Source organism: Streptococcus mitis, from assembly GCF_000722705.1.
Lineage (GTDB): Bacteria > Bacillota > Bacilli > Lactobacillales > Streptococcaceae > Streptococcus > Streptococcus mitis_P.
The window spans coordinates 511,430-531,645 of record NZ_JPFW01000008.1; the positions used below are offsets into that span (position 1 = coordinate 511,430).

A 20,216-nucleotide genomic window follows, 5' to 3' on the forward strand; every position below is an offset into this window, starting at 1 on the left:
ATAAGAAATCTCCAGATTAGGAACTATCTGTGAGTTCTCTAGTCTGGAGATTTTTCAATATACTTAGTTATTGGGCGGTTACCTTATGCCTCAGATATACGGCACGCCTACATAGAGCCAAAAAACTGATGAATCATCTGATTCATCAGTTTTAAGGATTTCTTGTTCACTACAAACAATGAACATCAATGCTATTGATTAGTCCTCTTTCTTCTTACTAGCAAGAAGTCCAAATCCACTCAAGGCACCAAGAAGTCCAAGTGCTGCAAGGCTAGCATGATCTTCTGTACCAGTATTTGGCAATTCACGTTTAGCTTCAACTTCTTTCACTTCTGTTGGTTGAACTGGTTGCGCTGGACTAGTTGGCACTTCTGGTTGTGCTGGTTGTTCAGGCATAGTTGGAGCAGTTGGTTGAACTGGCTCAACTGGAATTGTAGATTGAATCTTACGATATAGATGACGTACATTGCCATTTGCATCTGTTTCTGTACCAACAAATTCATAGCCTGGAATGTTATCTTGCGGATGTTGACCCTTCTTAGCTGGTTGAAGAGGTTTACCGTTTGCATCTATGTATAAAGTTTCTTTTTCCTTACTTGGAGTTGATGGTGTTGGAGTTGGTGTAACAGGTGTTGAAGAGGATTTCTTAGTATATACATATACAGTATTACCATTTGCGTCTTTCTTCGTTTCTTTGAAAGTATATTCTGGAATATCTTTCTTATCTGTTCTTCCTTTTTCTGGTGTTTTAATTTCTTTACCATTTTCATCAACAAATATTGTAACTACTTTACGGTAAATGTAATCAACATTTGTTTCACCTTCTGTAAGTTTACCCTTTTCAACGGATGTTTCTGATACTTTTAGAAGTTCATATACATCACCGTTTTCAACAATAATCGTTGACACTTTATGATCAGTTGTATCGTAATCTTTACCAACTAAGTCTGCTTCAGTATCAACTACCATATTTGGTACAACTTTACCTTCTGGTGTTTTACCAGAAATTGGGTTACCTTCTACATCTAAATAGTTTACTAACACTAATCCGATATGTGCTTCTGGATATTCCGTTGTATTATCTAACATTTCATAAACATACGTAATCACTGAAGTTCTAGCTTTAACCCCTGATTTTTCTGCATCAGATGTTTTCAATACTTTAATTAGTTTATATTTCTTACCATCTTTAGTAGTAATCGTTTGAGGTTTATGATCAGTCGTATCATATTTAGTTGTTAATGGTGAATTTGGTGTATCAATTACTGTGCTTGTAACTTCTTTGCCAGATTCAGTAGTACCTGAAATTGGACGTCCAAATTTGTCTTTATAGACAACCACTACATTACCATATTTTTGATTTGAAGCTGGTTCTTTTACTTCTTCGTATACATAAGTAACTGTTTGTTCTTTATCACTTAGTTTTCCAGTTTCTGTAGCTGAATCAGCTTTTCTTTCTTTCAATAGATATACTTTGCCGTCTTTTTCGATACGTTCAAGTTTCAACGCTTCAATTGATGCATCGTAATCTGTTCCAATAAACTTATCTTTTGTTTCTACTGTTTGTGAATCACTCAATGTCTCACCAGTAGTTGATACATAAGTTACTTTAACAGATTTTCCTTCAGCTTGTTCATAAATATGTTTTGTATTGCCTTTATTATCAGTTTCTGTACGAACAAATTTATATCCATAGATATCTTTCGTTGGTTGTTTAGAACCATCTACTTCAGACTCAACTGGTTTATTGTTCTTATCAACTGTAATTGGGTTACCTGAAGGATCTACAAATGTTGTAACAGCACGAACAGTTGGCGTATAAGTTTTCTCAATAGATGTACCATTAATATCTTTAACTTGCACCGTTACTCCAGTAGCTTTTCCAGCAAAGTCTTTTTCTGGTGTGAATGTAATGACATTATTGGCTAATGTATATGTTCCTTCACCTGGGACTTTCACTTCCGTAGATGGATTTCCATCCTTATCTACCAATGTTAATGTCGATGGGTTAAGAGATACTGTTTCATCACCTTTATTGAAGTTTACTGTTGATTTATCTTCATCTTTCTTATCGAAGACAACTGTCGATGTTTGTGGTTTTCCTTTTGCTCCTTCTGTTTCTGAGCTTTCACCACTTGGTAATACCTTAGCTACTATAGGTTTGTACTTAGCTGTTACAGATGTTCCATTCTTATCCACACGTTTAACCGTTACTTCTGGTGCTTCGCCAACGAATTCTTTATTCGGTGTGAATGTCACTGTTCCATCTTTAGCAACTGTAAATGTTCCAACTTTATCTACAGTCTTCGTGATGTTTCCATCTTCAAATGTTGCTGGTACTTCATCGTCCATTGGTACTTCTGGATTTCCTGGTGTGAACACTGGTGTTCCTGTTTGTACTTTTCCTTGAAGTCCTGTTGATGTTATGTCTTTACCAGTTGGTGTTACTTTTGTAACTGTAGGTTTGTACTTCGCTGTTACGGATGTTCCATTCTTATCTACACGTTTAACCGTTACTTCTGGCGCTTCGCCTGAGAAGTCTTTGTTTGGTGTGAATGTCACTGTTCCATCTTTTGCTACTGTGTATGTTCCTACTTTGTCTACCGTCTTCGTGATGTTTCCATCTTCGAATGTTGCTGGTGACTCATCATCCATTGGTACTTCTGGATTTCCTGGTGTGAACACTGGTGTTCCTGTTTGTACTTTTCCTTGAAGTCCTGTTGATGTTGTATCTGTTCCTGTTGGTGTTACTTTTGTAACTGTAGGTTTGTACTTCGCTGTTACGGATGTTCCATTCTTATCTACACGTTTAACCGTTACTTCTGGCGCTTCGCCTGAGAAGTCTTTGTTTGGTGTGAATGTTACTGTTCCATCTTTAGCTACTGTATATGTTCCTACTTTATCAACTGTCTTAGTTACATTTCCATCTTCAAATGTTGCTGGTACTTCATCGTCCATTGGTACTTCTGGAGAACCTGGTGTGAACACTGGTGTTCCTGTTTGTACTTTTCCTTGAAGTCCTGTTGATGTTGTATCTGTTCCTGTTGGTGTTACTTTTGTAACTGTAGGTTTGTACTTCGCTGTTACGGATGTTCCATTCTTATCTACACGTTTAACCGTTACTTCTGGCGCTTCGCCTGAGAAGTCTTTGTTTGGTGTGAATGTTACTGTTCCATCTTTAGCTACTGCGTATGTTCCTACTTTATCAACTGTCTTAGTTACATTTCCATCTTCAAATGTTGCTGGTACTTCATCGTCCATTGGTACTTCTGGAGAACCTGGTGTAAATTCAGGTTTTCCTGTTTGTACTTTTCCTTGAAGTCCTGTTGATGTTGTATCTTTTCCTGTTGGAAGAACTTCTACTACATTAGGTACATATTTTTGCTTAACAACTTTACCATTAGCATCTTCAATTTGTACTGTTACACCTTCAGGTTTCCCTTTGAATGTTTTCAACGGTGTAAATGTAATCACGCCATCTTTTAATTCATAAGTTCCAACATCTGGTACAGTAACTGTTGTCACTTTATCTCCAGCTGCGTTCACTAATGTTAAAGTATCTTGTTTAAATGTTACTTTTTCGTGACCAGTGTCAAAGTTAACAGTTGTTTTATCTTCTTCATCTTTTTGATTGAAGACGATTGGAGATTTTTGAGCAAAGCCTTGTAATCCTGTAGTTGTTGAATCCTTACCTGTAGGATTTACTTCTGTAAATGTTGGTGTATAAGTTGCTGTTGCTGGTGTTCCATTCGCATCTTTTACTTGTACAGTTGCTGCTGGAACTTCTCCTACATATGATTTATCTGTTGGAGTGAACTTCACTTCCCCAGTCGGTAGGCCACTTGGATCTTTCACAAGTGTATAAGTACCAATTACTTTACCATCTTTACTTACTGTTAATGATTCTACTGGATTTCCATCCGTTCCTAGTAGTGTCATCTTAGTTTTATCAATCGCTACAGGTGTGTTTTCTGTTCCTGGTTCTTTACCTGGCTTGAATGTTACACTTCCTGTTTGTTCAACACCTTGTGGTCCTTCTGATGTTCCATTTTCAGCTGTTGGTACGATTGGTGTAATGACTGGTGTATAGGTTGTAGTCGCTTCTGTGCCATTTGTATCTTTACCTTGAACCGTTACTGGTTTTAGTTTTCCAGCATAAGTTTTATCTGTTGGGGTAAATGTTACAACTGGTTTTCCATCTACAACTTTAATTGTATAAGTACCTACTTCTTTTGTTCCATCTTCTGACATTGCTGGAACTGTATCTAATGATGTTTTACCTTCTTGTCCACCTAATAGTTTGTAAGATGTTGAATCCATTGGAACTGTTTTTTCTACTGTTCCAATTGTCGCTTTACCTGGCGTGAAGGTTACTGGTGTTTCCTGTGTTGCACCTTGTACTTTCGTAGTTGTTGCCGCTGTTGCGCTTGGTGTTACACCTACTACACTTGGTTTGAACGTAGCAGTTGCAACTGTTCCATTTTTATCTTTTCGTTCAATAGATACTGCTGTTGCTTCCCCTTTGAATGTTAGAAGTGGTGTGAATGTTACTACACCATTGTCATCAATTGTATAAGTTCCTTGGTTTTCAACCACAAGCGTTGTTACTTCTCTTTCGTCTCCTGTCTTACTTGGATCGATTAGTTTCGCTTTGCTTGTTGGTTCAAATGGTACTGATACTTCTTGATTATTAACAGTATTCTTACCTGGTGTAAATACTGGTGTTACTGTTTGTTTTGCACCTTGAATATCACTTGTTACTTGGTTATCACCTGATGGTACCGCTGCTTTTACAACTGGTGTATAAGTCGCTGTTGTTGGTGTTCCATTACCATCTTTTGCTTGTACTGTTGCTGGTACTGGTGTTCCTGAGAATCCTGGGTTTGGTGTAAAGGTAACTTTACCTGTTGCTGGTTCAATTGTATATGTTCCTACTTGTTGACCTTGGTCATCTTTTGCAGGAATTGTAGTATCAGCTACTGGTTGTCCATCTACTACTAATTTAGCTGGATTTGTTGCGCTTACTGTCATCGGAATATTTTCATTTCCTGACTTGAAGCTTGGTGTTCCTTCTTGTACTGCACCTTGGATTCCTTCTGAACCTGCATCTGTTCCTACAGGTCTTACTTCAGTCACTGTTGGTGTATACGTAGTTTTAGCTACTTTACCATTAACGTCTTCTGCTTGAACACTTACTCCTGAAGCTTTTCCATGGAATGTTGGTAGTGGTGTAAATGTAATTGCACCATTACTTAATTCATATGTTCCTTCATTTGGAACTGTTACACTTGTAACTTTTGCTCCATCCGCGTTCACTAATGTTAATGTACTTGGAACTAAGGCTACTTTATCGTTACCTTTATCAAAGTTTACAGTTGTATTATCTGCTTCATCTTTTTCATCTAGAACTACACGTGATGTTTGTGGCAATCCTTGGAAACCTGTAGTTTCTGATGGTTTAGATGTTGGATTTACTTCTGTAAATGTTGGTGTGTAAGTTGCTGTTGCTGGTGTTCCATTCGCGTCTTTTACTTGTACAGTTGCTGCTGGAACTTCTCCTACATATGATTTATCACTTGGTACGAATTTCACTTCTCCAGTTGGTAGGCCACTTGGATCTTTCACAAGTGTATAAGTACCAATTACTTTACCATCTTTACTTACTGTTAATGATTCTACTGGATTTCCATCCGTTCCTAGTAGTGTCATCTTAGTTTTATCAATCGCTACAGGTGTGTTTTCTGTTCCTGGTTCTTTACCTGGCTTGAATGTTACACTTCCTGTTTGTTCAACACCTTGTGGTCCTTCTGATGTTCCATTTTCAGCTGTTGGTACGATTGGTGTAATGACTGGTGTATAGGTTGTAGTCGCTTCTGTGCCATTTGTATCTTTACCTTGAACCGTTACTGGTTTTAGTTTTCCAGCATAAGTTTTATCTGTTGGGGTAAATGTTACAACTGGTTTTCCATCTACAACTTTAATTGTATAAGTACCTACTTCTTTTGTTCCATCTTCTGACATTGCTGGAACTGTATCTAATGATGTTTTACCTTCTTGTCCACCTAATAGTTTGTAAGCAGTTGGATCCATTGGTACTGATTTTTCTTCAGTTCCAATTGTTGCTTTACCTGGCGTGAAGGTTACTGGTGTTTCCTGTGTTGCACCTTGTACTTTCGTTGTCGTTGCTTCAGTTGCGCTTGGTGTTACTCCTACAACACTTGGTTTGTAAGTTGCTGTTGCTGGTGTTCCATTTTTATCTTTACGAACGATAGATACTGCTGTCGCTTCCCCTTTGAATGTTGGAAGTGGTGTGAATGTTACAAGACCATTGTCATCAATTGTATAAGTTCCTTGGTTTTCAACTACAAGCGTTGTTACTTCAGATTCTTCTCCAGTCTTGCTTGGATCGATTAGTTTCGCTTTGCTTGTTGCTTCAAATGGTACTGATACTTCTTGATTATTTACAGTGTTTTTACCTGGTGTAAATACTGGTGTTGCTTTTTGTACAGCACCTTGGATTCCTGTTGTTACTTGATTATCTCCTGATGGTACTGCTGCTTTTACAACTGGTGTATAAGTTGCTGTTGTTGGTGTTCCATTACCATCTTTTGCTTGTACTGTTGCTGGTACTGGTGTTCCTGAGAATCCTGGTTCTGGAGTGAATGTAACTTTACCTGTTGCAGGATCAATTGTGTACTTACCAACTTTTTCTCCAGCTGTATTTTTAGCATCAATTTCTGTTGCTTCAATTGGTTGGTTAGTAGTTGGATCTACTAATTTCGCTGGATTTGTTGCACTTACTGTCATTGGAATATTTTCATTTCCTGACTTAAACGTTGGTGTTCCTTCTTGTACCGCACCTTGGATTCCTTCTGAACCTGCATTTGTTCCTACAGGTCTTACAGGTTTAATAATTGGAGTATAGGTTGTTTGTACTTTTACATTGTTTGATCCTGTTGCTTGTACAGTTGCTGGTTCTACTTCACCTGTATAAGTTTTATCCGTAGGCGTAAATGTTACCTCTCCTGTTTGTGGATCAATTGTATATTTACCAATGACTTCTTGAGTGTCCTTTTTATATGCTGGAATTGTATCAGTTTCTGTTCCATCTTTTACAAGTTTATAACTATTTGGTTTAACAGTAACTGTTTTTTCAACACCATTTACATCTACGCTTTGTGGAGTAAATGTTGGAGTACCTTTTTGAACCAATCCTTGAACATTTGTAGATTCCGCTGGAGTTTTTTCTAACTCAATTGGAACAATAATTGGTTTGTAGGTCGCTTTTGATGTCATTGTCGTACTATCATTATTACCATTTAGGACAGTTATCGTTCCTTGTACTTCAATGGCAGGTACATCACCAACATATGACGGTACTGGTGTAAATGTTACTTTTCCATTTGCATTAATTGTAAATGTTCCTTTTCCATCTACTGTTACAGAATTTGTTAGAGCTTTAGTGATTGGGTCTATCAATTTACGTTCTGTAACTACAGCATTTGTTACTCCTTTTGGAAGTTTAAATGTTGGTGTTGCTTCTTGTGGTAATCCTTGAATATTCGTTGTTGATTTATTTTCAGGTGTTACTTTTAATGGCGTTACACTTGGTGTATAAGTCGCATCTTTTGTTTCACCATTTTCGTCTGTAGCACGAACTGTAATTCCAGTTGTTGGTCCTGTAAATCCTGGTTTTGGAACAAATGTCACTTCTCCAGTTGCATCAATAGTATATGTTCCTTGATTTTCTACTTCAACTTCCTCTACAGGTTTATTATTCGTTGGATCAACTAATTTGTATTCTGTAATACGAACACTTGGAGTAGAAATTGAGAATTCTGGTGTTCCAGTTTGTGTTTTCCCTTGTGGTGCTTCTGAAGTTTTATCCACACTCGTCATTGTAACGTCAGTTACTGTTGGTGTGTAAGTTGCTGTCGCTACTGTTCCGTTTTTATCAACACGTTTTACAGTTACTGCTGGAGCATCTCCAACAAAGTTTTTATCTGGCGTAAATGTTACTGTTCCGTCTTTTGCTACTGTATAAGTACCTTTTCCTGCTATAACAACTTTTCCGTCTTGATCAGCACCTTCTAAAGTTGCTGGTACTTCATCATTCATTGGAACTTCAGGTACTCCACCATTGAATACAGGTTTACCAGTTTGAACTTTTCCTTGTAATCCGCTTGAAGTAGCATTTGTCCCTGATGGTGTTACTGGAGTTACTGTTGGTACATATTTTTTCGTAACAATTTTTCCATTTTCGTCTTCTATTTGAACAGTTACCCCTTCAGGAGTTCCATGATAACTTGGAAGTGGCGTAAATGTAATCGCATTGTCTTTTAATTCATACGTTCCGACATCAGGTACAGTAATTGTCTTAACTTTTTCATTACCATTCAATAATGTTAATGTATCTGGTTTTAAGGCAACTTTTTCATTACCTGTGTCAAAGTTTACTGTTTTTCCATCTTCTTCATCTTTTTGATTGAAGACAATTGGAGATTTTTGAGCAAAACCTTGTAATCCAGTAGTTGCTGAATCTTTACCTGTTGGTGTTACTTCAGTTACTGTTGGTGTGTAAGTTGTTTCAACTTTTGTTCCATTCACATCTTTGATTTGTACTTTTACAGCTTTTGCTGGTCCTGTAAATGTTTTCTTAGGTGTGAATGTAATTGTTCTGTTTGTTTTGTCTAGAACATACTCACCATCATCCGTTGTTAGAGTAGGTACTTCAACGCCTGCATCATTCAACAATGTTAATGTACTTGCATCTAACTCAACTCGTTCACCATTTGCACCTGTTTCGCTTCCTTTGTTGAAGTTCACAGTTTTATCTTTATCAGCATCTGTTTCTACTGTATCCAACACAATTCTTGATACTTGTTTCTTACCTTGAACGTCTGTTGTTGCTGATGGTTCTTTTGTTGGTGTTACTGGAGTAATTGTTGGTGTATACGTTGTTTGTACTTTTACGCCATTTGATCCAGTTGCTTGTACATCTACTGGTGCTACTGCTCCTGTATAAGTTTTATCTGTTGGTGTAAATGTCACTGTTCCATTTTGTGGATTAATTGTATACGTACCAATTTGATCTGTTGTACCTGCTTTATAAGCTGGAAGTGATTCGCTTTCTACTCCATCTTTTACAAGTTTGTAGCTATTTGGTTCAACACTAATTGTCTTTTGCACTCCATTTACTTCAACCGTTTTTGGTGTAAATGTTGGCGTTCCTGTTTGTGTTAATCCTTGTAAGTTTCTTGATGTTGCTGGTACTTTATCAATCTCAGCTGCTACAATAATTGGTTTGTAAGAAGCTGTTGATGTAATAGTTGTACTTTCGTTTTTGGCGTTTGTAACTGTTACAGTTGCTTTTACTGTAATTGGAGGAACATCTTCTTTATAGGTTGGAACTGGTACGAATGTTACTTTTCCATTTCCATCAATTGTAAATGTTCCTTTTCCTGCTACTGTTACACTTTCTTTTTCCCCATTATCTGATGGATCAACAAGTTTACGACTTGTCACAGTTACATTCGTTGATTCAGTAGGAATCGTGAATGTTGGTGTTCCTTCTTGAGTTACACCTTGGATATTTGTTGTTGTTTTATCTCCTGGAGTTACTGTTACAGCAGTTACTGTTGGAGTATATTTCGCTTCTGCTGTTTCTCCATTTTCATCTGTTGCTTGTACAGAAATTCCAGTTGCTGGTCCTGTAAATCCTGGTTTTGGAATAAATGTTACTTGACCATTTGCTGGATTAATACGATATGTTCCTTGGTCTGGAACTTCAATTTCATTACCTTCTACTGGTGTATTGCCATTTGGATTTAACAATTTGTATCCTGTAATACGCACTTCTGGACTTGAAATAGTAAACGTTGGTGTTCCTGTTTGTGTTTGTCCTTGCGGTGCTGATGTAGTTGCAGGGGCACCTTTCATTGTAATATCAGTTACTGTTGGTGTGTAAGTTGTTTCAACTTTTGTACCATTCGCATCTTTAATTTGAACTTTAACTGGTGTTGCCGTTCCAACAAATGTTTTCTTCGGTGTAAATGTAATAGTTTTACTTGCTTTATCTAAAACATATTCCCCATCATTCGTTGTAAGAGATGTTACTTCAGTAGTTCCGTCTAACAATGTTAAGGTATTGGCATCTAATTCAACACGTTCTCCATTAGCCCCTACTTGACTTCCTTTATTGAAGTTCACAGTTTTATCTTTATCGACACTGTTTTCTGGTGTATCTAATAGGATTGAAGAAGTTTGTTTTTTACCTTGTACATCACTTGTGGCAGATTTTTCTGCTGTTGGTGTGACTGGTGTAATGACTGGTGTATACGTTGTTTGTACTTTTACTCCATTTGATCCAGTTGCTTGTACAGATACTGGTGCTACTTCACCTGAATATGTTTTATCCGATGGTGTGAAGGTCACTTGTCCTGTCGCTGAATCAATTGTGTAAGTACCAACAATTTGGTCAGTTGTTCCAGCTTTATATGCTGGAAGTGTATTAGTTTCAGTTCCATCTTTTACAAGTTTGTAGCTATTTGGTTGAACCGTAATTGTTTTTGGTGTTCCATCTACATCTACAGTTTTCGATTTGAACGCTGGTGTTCCTGTTTGTACTAAACCTTGTAAGTTTGTTGATGTTGCTGGTTCTTTATCAATCTCAGCTGATACAATAATTGGTTTGTATGTCGTAGTTGAAGGAATTGTCGTACTTTCATTTTTATCATTTGTAATAGTTACAGTTGCTTTTACTGTAATTGGATCTACATCACCTTTGTATGTTGGAAGTGGTGTAAATGTTACTTTTCCATTTCCATCGATAGTGAATGTTCCTTTTCCTGCTACTGTTACACTGTCTTTTTCTGTTTGATCTGTTGGATCAACTAATTTACGACTTGTAACTGTAACATTATTCGATTCAGCTGGAACTGGGAATGTTGGTGTTCCTTCTTGAGTTTCCCCTTGGATATTTGTTGTTGTTACAGGTTGTGGAGTTATTGTTAATGCAGTTACTGTTGGTTTATATTTCGCATCTTTTGTTTCTCCATTTTCATCAGTAGCCTGCACTGTGATTCCAGTTGCTGGTCCTGTGAATCCTGGTTTTGGAATGAAAGTTACTAGACCTTTTGTTTGATCGATACGATAAGTCCCTTGGTCTGGAACTTCAATTTCATTTCCTTCTACTGGTGTGTTCCCAGTTGGATTTAACAATTTATATCCTGTAATACGCACTTCTGGAGTTGAAACAGTAAATTCAGGTTTCCCTGTTTGTGTTTTCCCTTGTGGTGCAGAAGACTCTTTATCCACACTTGTCATTGTAACGTCAGTTACTGTTGGCGTATAAGTCGTTTCAACTTTGGTACCATTCGCATCTTTAATTTGAACTTTTACAGGTGTAGCTGGTCCTACAAAGGTTTTATTTGGAGTAAACGTAATAGTTCTATTTGTTTTATCTAACTCATATTTACCATCGTTTGTTGTAAGAGTAGGTACTTCAGCTCCTGCATCATTCAATAAAGTTAATGTATCAGGGTTAAGGTTAACTTGTTCTCCATTAGTCCCTGTTTCGCTTCCTTTGTTGAAGTTCACAGTTTTATCTTTATCAGTATCTGTTTCTACTGTATCCAACACAATTCTTGATACTTGTTTCTTACCTTGAACGTCTGTTGTTGCTGATGGTTCTTTTGTTGGTGTTACTGGAGTGATACTTGGTGTATACGTTGTTTGTACTTTTACCCCATTTGATCCAGTTGCTTGTACATCTACTGGTGCTACTGCTCCTGTATAAGTCTTATCTGTTGGTGTAAATGTTACTTGTCCTGTCGCTGGATTGATTGTATAGGTACCAATTTGTTCAGATGTTCCTGCTTTATAGGCTGGAAGTGATTCGCTTTCTGCTCCATCTTTTACTAGTTTGTAGCTATTTGCTTGAACACTAATTGTTTTTTGCACTCCATCTACTTCAATTGTCTTCGGTGTAAATGTTGGTGTTCCTGTTTGTACTAAACCTTGTAAGTTTGTTGATGTCGCTGGGGCTTTATCAATCTCAGCTGCTACGATAATTGGTTTGTAAGAAGCTGTTGATGTAATAGTTGTACTTTCGTTTTTAGCGTTTGTAACTGTTACAGTTGCTTTTACCGTAATTGGTGGGACATCTTCTTTATAAGTTGGAACTGGTACGAATGTTACTTTACCATTTCCATCAATTGTGAATGTTCCTTTTCCTGCTACAGTTACACTATCTTTTTCTGTTTGATCAGCTGGATCCACTAGTTTACGACTTGTCACAGTTACATTCGTTGATTCAGCTGGAATCGTGAATGTTGGTGTTCCTTCTTGAGTTTCCCCTTGGATATTTTTCGTTGTCTTATCTCCTGGAGTTACTGCTAATTCAGTTACTGTTGGTACATATTTTTTCGTAACAACTTTTCCATTTTCGTCTTCAACTTGAACATTTACTCCTTCTGCTGTTCCATGGTAGGCTGGAGCAGGTGTAAATGTAATCGCATTGTCCACTAATTCGTAAGTTCCGACATTCGGTACAGTAATAGACTTCACTTTATCTGTACCATTTAGTAATGTAAGAGTTTCTGGTTTTAATGCTACTCTTTCATGACCTGTATCAAAGTTTAGAGTTTTTCCATCCTCCTCATCTCTTTGATTGAAGACAATTGGTGATTTTTGTGTAAGTCCTTGAGGCCCTGAAGTTGCTGAGTCTTTACCTGTTGGTGTTACTTCAATCACTGTTGGTGTATACGTTGTTTCAACTTTTGTTCCATTGGCATCTTTGATTTGTACTCTTACTGGTGTTGCTTGTCCAACAAATGTTTTCTTCGGCGTAAATGTAATAGTTTTGCTTACTTTATCTAATACATACTCACCATCATTTGTTATAAGAGTTGTTACTTCTCTTTCTCCATCTAGTAATGTTAATGATTCATTATCTAATTCAACGTGTTCTCCAGTATTACTTGTTTGTGACCCTCTATCAAAGTTAACAGTTTTTGCTCTATCAACATTCTCTTCTGTTGTATTTAATACAATTCTTGAAACTTGCGGTTTCCCTTGAACATCACTAGTTGTTGCCGCTTCTGCAGTTGGAGCTACCGGAGTAATTCTAGGAGTATACGTTGCTTCTTTATCAACTGTAAAATCATTATCATCTTTATCATGAGCTATAAGAACTGGCACAGAAACCCTAGCAGGTTTCACTTCTCCTGTATAAGTTATATCTGTTGGAGTAAATGTCACTTCCCCTGTTTCCGGAGCTATCTTATAAGTACCAATTTTATGATTTTTTGGGTCTAAAGCATCTACACTGGTAGAGTCTGTAACTGCATTTGTTGTAGGATCAATCAGCTTTGCCTGATGTTTAGCAGATGCAGTAACTGGAGTATCCGAAGTTACAACAGTAAAGGTAGGTTTACCTTTTTGTGGGAGTCCTTGTATATTACGACTTTCAGCATTATTTGGAGTTGGAGTAACTGTTGGAATTCTTACTTTTGGAATATACAATCCATCCATTGTGTTTGTTACATCATTTACATTTGATGTAGAGTCAGAATCATTTGCTCCCCATTCTGTCGTTGTTTTGTTCGTATCTTGACGACGAATTGTTATCCCGTGTGCTTCTCCTACAAAACCATCAGCTGGAGTAAATTCCACATTTACATCTGCTCCATTAGTAATAAACTTATACGTACCTTGTCCTTTTACAGTATACGTTCCTTCAGCAGATAAAGTGATCTCTTCTCGAGTTTTGTTATCAATATATACTGGTGGTACAGTAGTATCAATTTTCGCATCTACATTACCTTTTTCATATACATTTTTACCTCGTGCTGTGAAACGAACTGTTGTACTTTGTGTTTGTTTTATTTCACCTTCAGAAGTTTTTCTTTCTCCTCTAGGTGGATGAGTAACCTTCGCCTTAAAATCTTCCGCTTCCCCTGAGAATGCTAGTCCCGTTGGATTTTCAATTTCAACTTTATTTGTTGCAATACGAACCCTAGTACCAGCTTCAAGTAAACCTTCAGCGTCCTTTTGTGTTTTATTTTTAAAGTGTAATTTTACATCACCATCTTGTGTAATTTCTGCAATATCTGAAGCTTCATCTGTATCAAACTTTCCATTGCCATTAAAATCAATCCATGAACGAATATATGCCTTTTCAGCGCCACCTGTGTGCGCCTGAATATTCAAGGTATAATACCCTTTAGAAGATACATTCGCCTTAATAATATCCCCTTCACGTCCTTTTAAACTTTCAGGAAGTAATTGGTTAATTCCTTCATCTCTAGTACCAGTATTATCGTCGCCATTCCAGTCTTTTACATTATTCGTATCCATATCTGGTCTTTCACTACCTAAATACGGTTGTTTTACATCATTACCAGTAATTCCATCTCTAGTATTCATGGTGTGAACTGCTTCTCCATAGCTTGCTGGCGCATCACCTTCATCGATTGGTGCAACCCCAATCATAGCTTTTTGTGCACCAGTAGAAAAAACATACATGCCAACTTCAGTAGCACCTTTTGTCATAACAACTGGGACACTATATTTACCTGCTGTTACACCAGGTCCAAATACGCCACTACCTAGGCCACCTGTTTCTTGGTCTGGATTCGTAAAATATTTATAGGCTATTTTATTTCCATTCCCTACATTTTGGATAGAAGCACCATCTAATTTATCAGCATTACCAGTAATTACATCTGGGAATGTTTTATAATTTTTTGTATATAAATTTACAGGTTTGTATCTATGACCATTTGATCCATTTTTTTCTAAGTCAATAACCTGTTCCCAACCTTTACCATTTGTAGTGAAAACGATATTTTCTCCCGGGTTTGCACTTTCTGCATCAGCCATTACAACAGCAGGACGAACGGTGTTTCCTTTATAAGTACCACTTATCTCGAATTGAATTCCAATATTAGCTCCATCGCCTGACCCAATAGAGGTCTTTTTCCCTAATGTATCAATCCCATTGTTTTTAATTTCAGACCACTGATCCTGAGCTGTAGCTGTAATTTCCGCTGGATTATTACTGTTCCAAATTCCATTAGTTGCATTCGGGTTAAATGTTGCCTTTTCTTCAGGCGTTGCATTTTGGGCTTCCATACGCTTTCTATAGATTTCTGTAGCTTGGAATGGTTTTAATGATTTAACCTTCAACTTAATGCGGTAATCAGGCATGATTTCTTTTTCATATTCCGAACCTTCTTTTAGAACTACGGTTCCATTTTTCACCTCCACATTTTTCCAGTGGTCCACGTCTGAAAAGTCTAACCATGCAATTTGCTTCGCGAATCCTTCTGCTACTTTTCTATCTGTATAAGGAGGTCTTTTAACTGCAGGTGTTTCTGTCGCATCTTTTACATCTGCTCCAACCCCTGTCGTTATTGGAGTTGTAGCCCCCCTTGTTGATTCAGTACCTATTCTAAAACCAGTTCCATTTCTCAGCATTTTACCATTACGGCGGTCTTGGTTTTTATTTATTTTAGGCGTTTCTTCTGCTTTAATTGATTTTAGGATATTTGTTAATGAACTAATTTCTTTAGCTTTCGCATCTACTTCTGTTTGAGTAGTATCTAAAGCTTCTAAATATTGTCTAGCTTCCGCAACAAGTTTTTCAGCATTTTGGATTTGAGAGGCTTGGTTTTTATTCCCTCGGATACGCTCGATTTGAGCTTCCAAATCTGCTAATTTCTCTCTCAACGTAGATGAGTTGACAATTTCTTTGTCTACTTTGTTGACCTTATTTTCTGGTACTTCCTTAGTTGCAGGAGTTTCCTTAATTGCAGGAATTTCCTTAGTTTCGGCCACTTGAGGGTTTGTTGCTGGAACGTTTTCTTCTTTCGTTCCAGATTTTGGTGTTTCTGTACCTACTTCTGGAGCTTTTTCTTGTTTTGGTCCAGTCGCAATCTCTACCTTATTCGCAGATTGAGGAGTATCTCCAACATTTGACATTACCGTAGCCGTTTCAGTCTTTTGCTCATCAGCATTTACCTGATCCAAATTGTAACCAAATAAAAATCCTGTACCAACCAATACACTTGCTGCACCAACTTTTAACTTTTTGATAGAATATTTCTCATATTTATTCCCGCAAAAATAACGATGATCTTTTTGCTGTCTAGATAATTTAAACATAGCTTTCCACCTTATATATATATATATGCACTGTAAGTAAACATATATTCCTTTATACATTATATCACTTTCTTAATAAAAACAATAACATTTATTACCTTTTTTGTTTGAGATATATGGTCAGATCAGTTAGTAAATAGCTTCATAATCTACAGTTTATAAGATACAGATAGATAAAAAAGACTGGAATGATATTTTCCAGAATTGCGAAGGAACTCCAGCAACTATTATTGTTATCAGTTTATTAAAAGCTAATACTCTTCGAAAATCTCTTCAAACCACGTCAACGTCGCCTTGCTGTATATATGTTACTGACTTCGTCAGTTCTATCCACAACCTCAAAGCAGTGTTTTGAGCTGACTTCGTCAGTTCTATCCACAACCTCAAAACAGTGTTTTGAGCTGACTTCGTCAGTTTTATCTGCAACCTCAAAGCTGTGCCTTGAGCAACCTGCAGCTAGTTTCCTAGTTTGCTCTTTGATTTTCATTGAGTATAATAATTATGAAACGAATCTTCTAACATATCTTTACAAAGACAATAAAAATATTTTGTAGAGCTATGAAGTTATACAGAATGAGTACAAAAAATAAAATCTCCAGTTTAGAAACTACTTTTGAGTTCACTAATCTGGAGACTTTTGAATATCAGTCCTTATTAATCACTTACAATAAAGGGTAGTTTCAGGAATACAACGACAAGTTTGTAACTCTTAATGGGAAAACAAGCTTGTTACATGATCACTTATTATCTCATTGACTACTTTGAGAATCTCCTAAAATCTCCGAAGTTCCCTTCTATTTATAAGTCATCACCATAAAGGTCAATAATAAGACAAATAAAGCCAAACTCACCAACAAGGTGAGAACCTTTACCAAGGTGTTACTCTGCCAGTAGCTCGGCTTACCAATATTACTAGTTGCATCCGTTGAAAACAACTGATTTTGACGAGGTTGTATGATCACCAATACAATCAAAGCAAGGGATAAAAGAATAGCTAAAATAATGAGAATTTCAATCATAGCCCTACCTCAAAATTCCTATCAAAGTAGAAATCAAACCAATTAAAATCATTAACGCTAATAAGAGTGAAAAGGTCTGACTAATCTTTTCCCCTCGAGTTGCTTTCCCTTTCTTGATTGGTTTTTGTTTCAACTCTTCCATACGACCTTCAACATCTTTATAAAATAAATCTTCATCTGACATGTTAGCCTCCTAAAACAGCTTGCATGGTTTCCTGATATCGAACTAAATCAATATAGTTTGCTTGTTGGCCTTGCTTCCCAAGTGCCTGACTCATTTGTGAAATATCCGAAAGAGCTAGTTTAATCGCATCAACCAAAGCAGGAACATCACTACTTTCAAATAGATTGTCTGGAGCAATATAGAACCGATTATGTACTGTCTGATTAAAACCAAGAATCAACACATTATGCTCAAAGGCCTGACGAACTGCCTGCAATAATTCATTATGGTGGTTTATATCCAAGTAAATATCTGACAGTTGATACAGTTCTTGAATTTTTTGTAGACTAGCGTTCTGATAAAGCACCACATTAGGATAGCGAAGCAAATCTAGTAACTTAGAAGACATTTCTGTCACCGCTGCAATTCGGAAAGTGACATCGGGCAAGGCTTCTATGATTGCTTCTACTTGCTCAATCTGATCGGAATTTGTCAAGATTAAGGCATCTCGTCGAAGGAAATTATCACGTTTGAACTGATAATGGTAACCCAAATGCACAAACTGATCATGGTATTTCTCGTCAGTCAACTCTAAAGCACGTTCATAAGTCGCCTTGTTTGGAATGATAATCTTCTTAGTACGCACATCATCGCTTTCCAAAATTAACTGCATATTGCCTGGAATGGCATCATAGAGAGGCTCCTGCCAAACCAAGATATCTGATCCAGACTTATCTGGGTGATGGAAGGAAACCAAGAAAGGAGTCGCTAAGGTATTAAAGATAAGCTGATGGCTATCGAATCCTAAATCTTGCAAAAAGAAGATGATAAATTCAACCTTATTTGCAAAGCAACGCATAGATTGATCAGGTAAAGTCAATAAGATATCACCCGTCACATGGTTTTCCAGCAAGACTTCCTGACCATTGACATCTTGGTAAACCGTCATAATCGGTTCACTATCTGCGCTATAGGTTGTTGTGGCAAAGCAAGCACCAAAGCGATTGTAATGGTCAACCTGACGTACTCTACCTTCTAAATCTTTCCAGTCCACCTGCTTGACTAGACGAGCCTGTAAGCCATCTGCATAATGAATAACAGCCCTCTCCTGCGTCACGTCTTCAATACGAGCAGACTGATTATCTCCTAAAATCTCCCAAAAAGCTGGAACAGGAACTTGGTTGAAATAGAGAGGTTTTCCCTTTTCATAGCCTAGATAATAGGTGAATGGAGATACCAGACCATCAGGTAGAAAACCATCTGCATCGATGACCACTCCAAATTGAGAAAGACCAGTAGCTACTAAACTTTCATGTAAATCTCGACTTTCCTGACTATAACGATCATAAAGTTCAATCATGGAGCACCTCCTCTACTGTTTTCTTCCACTTTTCTAAAATTTCTTCGGTTAAGAAGCCTTCTGCAATCTGATAAGAATGGGCACGCATACCCTCTAGACGATTTTCTTGATACAATTGACAAATCTTAGTTGAAAAAGCTTGCTTGATTTGGTCTTCTACATGGTCAGATGAACTTGGAATCAAATATCCATTTTGCCCATCTTCTATAAAGGTCTGATTACCATAAGGTACGTCAAAACCAATTAGAGGTAGACCTGAACCAATAGCTTCCATCAAGGTCAAACCAAAGCCTTCGCTGGTAGAAGCCGTCAAGTAAACCTCATACTGGCTATAAATCTGCGAAAGTTCCGCATGTCCCTTGAGCTGGATATAGTCTTCTGCCTTATGGCTAGCAATAATCTCTCGAAGAAGAGAATCTTCTCCACCACTACCATAAATATCAAAGGTCAATTCAGGGATTTCCTTACGCGCCTCAATGACCGCCTTGACCAACCAATCAATGTGTTTTTCTTTGGCAAGACGTGAAGCCGTAATCAATGAAAATGGCTTACGTCCTTGACTCGACTCAGTCAAGCAATCAATACTTCCTACAGGAATGGTAACAATCTTTGGTTGGTGCTGGGTGTATTTAGCAAATTGCTCTTGCAGAACTTCTCTCTGCTTATCAGTTGATACGATAAAGAAGTCAACCTTATCTGCATTTGTAAACTGATAGTCATAGTAATTATTCCAAAGAATGTAATCCTCATTTGTAGCATTTTCACTATAATGCTCCGCATGAACAACTACCGCTAGATGCGCTACCTGCGCTTCCTCAAAAACAACCTGCCCAATGCCTGTCTCCCTATCAAGAATGACCAAATCAGACTTGTTCAAATTCAAGGATTTCATAAAAGCACGCATAAAGGATTGCTTCCCATAGAAAATCTTATCCTTGAAACGGTAAACTTCTTCTTTCCCTTGATCCATCAAGATATCATAGGCTGGAGTCCCATCTTCATTGTAAAAAGTCCTTTGATATAGCACTGCAACATTGTCCTTGGGAGCAAAGTATTCGGTACAATAACGAGTGTAAGAAAAGTAATCCTTACGAATCAAATTTCCTTTAAAAACATACTCTACATACTGAACCAAGTCTTTATTTTCATCAACCAAGTAACAGCTCACAAACTTATCCTGATCAGAAAAGAAAACACGCAAAACCTTGCCATTCTTTTCTCTACGACTTTCAGCACCACCAAAGTAAGCCAAGACATCATCTACCGTTACACTTGTTGGCGCAATCTTAATATCTGTAAAGTGATTATATAGCCAAATAACTTGATCGTCATCAAAACCAATATTGGCTGTTAAATGCTGAATATTATCGGCTAAAATCATATCTGTAAAGATAAACTTAGAAGACAGATTTAGACTTCTAAAAATACCAGCACGATAGGCTTGGGCATATTCAACACCACTGCTAGCCCAGCCAATTCCTAAATTTATATTGTAAATTGTCATATA

At 37.3% G+C, this 20,216-nt stretch carries 5 protein-coding genes; all 5 read right to left on the minus strand.

Annotated elements, in window-relative coordinates; all coding sequences use genetic code 11:
* Positions 1-198 precede the first annotated feature (198 nt).
* The 5 genes from SK642_RS10600 to gtfA all read right to left on the minus strand — a co-directional run bounded on the left by SK642_RS10600 (position 199) and on the right by gtfA (position 20,213).
* Positions 199-16,167: an Ig-like domain-containing protein gene (locus tag SK642_RS10600; RefSeq protein WP_033684175.1), complete on the minus strand. Its 15,969-nt coding sequence runs from the start codon at positions 16,165-16,167 to the stop codon at positions 199-201.
* Between the two features lie 794 nt (positions 16,168-16,961).
* A complete protein-coding gene (gene asp5 / locus SK642_RS07545; RefSeq protein ID WP_033684178.1) occupies positions 16,962-17,186 on the minus strand; it encodes an accessory Sec system protein Asp5 in 225 nt (74 codons plus the stop codon).
* A gap of 4 nt (positions 17,187-17,190) precedes the next feature.
* Positions 17,191-17,370: an accessory Sec system protein Asp4 gene (gene asp4, locus SK642_RS07550; protein WP_033684179.1), complete on the minus strand. Its 180-nt coding sequence runs from the start codon at positions 17,368-17,370 to the stop codon at positions 17,191-17,193.
* A 1-nt stretch (position 17,371) separates the two neighbouring features.
* Positions 17,372-18,709, minus strand: a complete 1,338-nt coding sequence (gtfB, locus tag SK642_RS07555; RefSeq protein WP_033684180.1) for an accessory Sec system glycosylation chaperone GtfB — start codon at positions 18,707-18,709, stop codon at positions 17,372-17,374.
* Positions 18,702-20,213, minus strand: a complete 1,512-nt coding sequence (gene gtfA, locus SK642_RS07560) for an accessory Sec system glycosyltransferase GtfA (RefSeq protein ID WP_033684181.1) — start codon at positions 20,211-20,213, stop codon at positions 18,702-18,704. Before gtfA ends, gtfB begins: the two co-directional genes overlap by 8 nt.
* Between the last annotated feature and the right edge of the window lie 3 nt (positions 20,214-20,216).

What these genes read in the sequence shown, in the direction of transcription:
- gtfA (WP_033684181.1), bottom strand. Translation starts at nt 20,213, where the DNA reads ATGACAATTTACAATATAAATTTAGGAATTGGCTGGGCTAGCAGTGGT.
- gtfB (WP_033684180.1), bottom strand. Translation starts at nt 18,709, where the DNA reads ATGATTGAACTTTATGATCGTTATAGTCAGGAAAGTCGAGATTTACAT.
- SK642_RS10600 (WP_033684175.1), bottom strand. Translation starts at nt 16,167, where the DNA reads ATGTTTAAATTATCTAGACAGCAAAAAGATCATCGTTATTTTTGCGGG.
- asp5 (WP_033684178.1), bottom strand. Translation starts at nt 17,186, where the DNA reads ATGATTGAAATTCTCATTATTTTAGCTATTCTTTTATCCCTTGCTTTG.
- asp4 (WP_033684179.1), bottom strand. Translation starts at nt 17,370, where the DNA reads ATGTCAGATGAAGATTTATTTTATAAAGATGTTGAAGGTCGTATGGAA.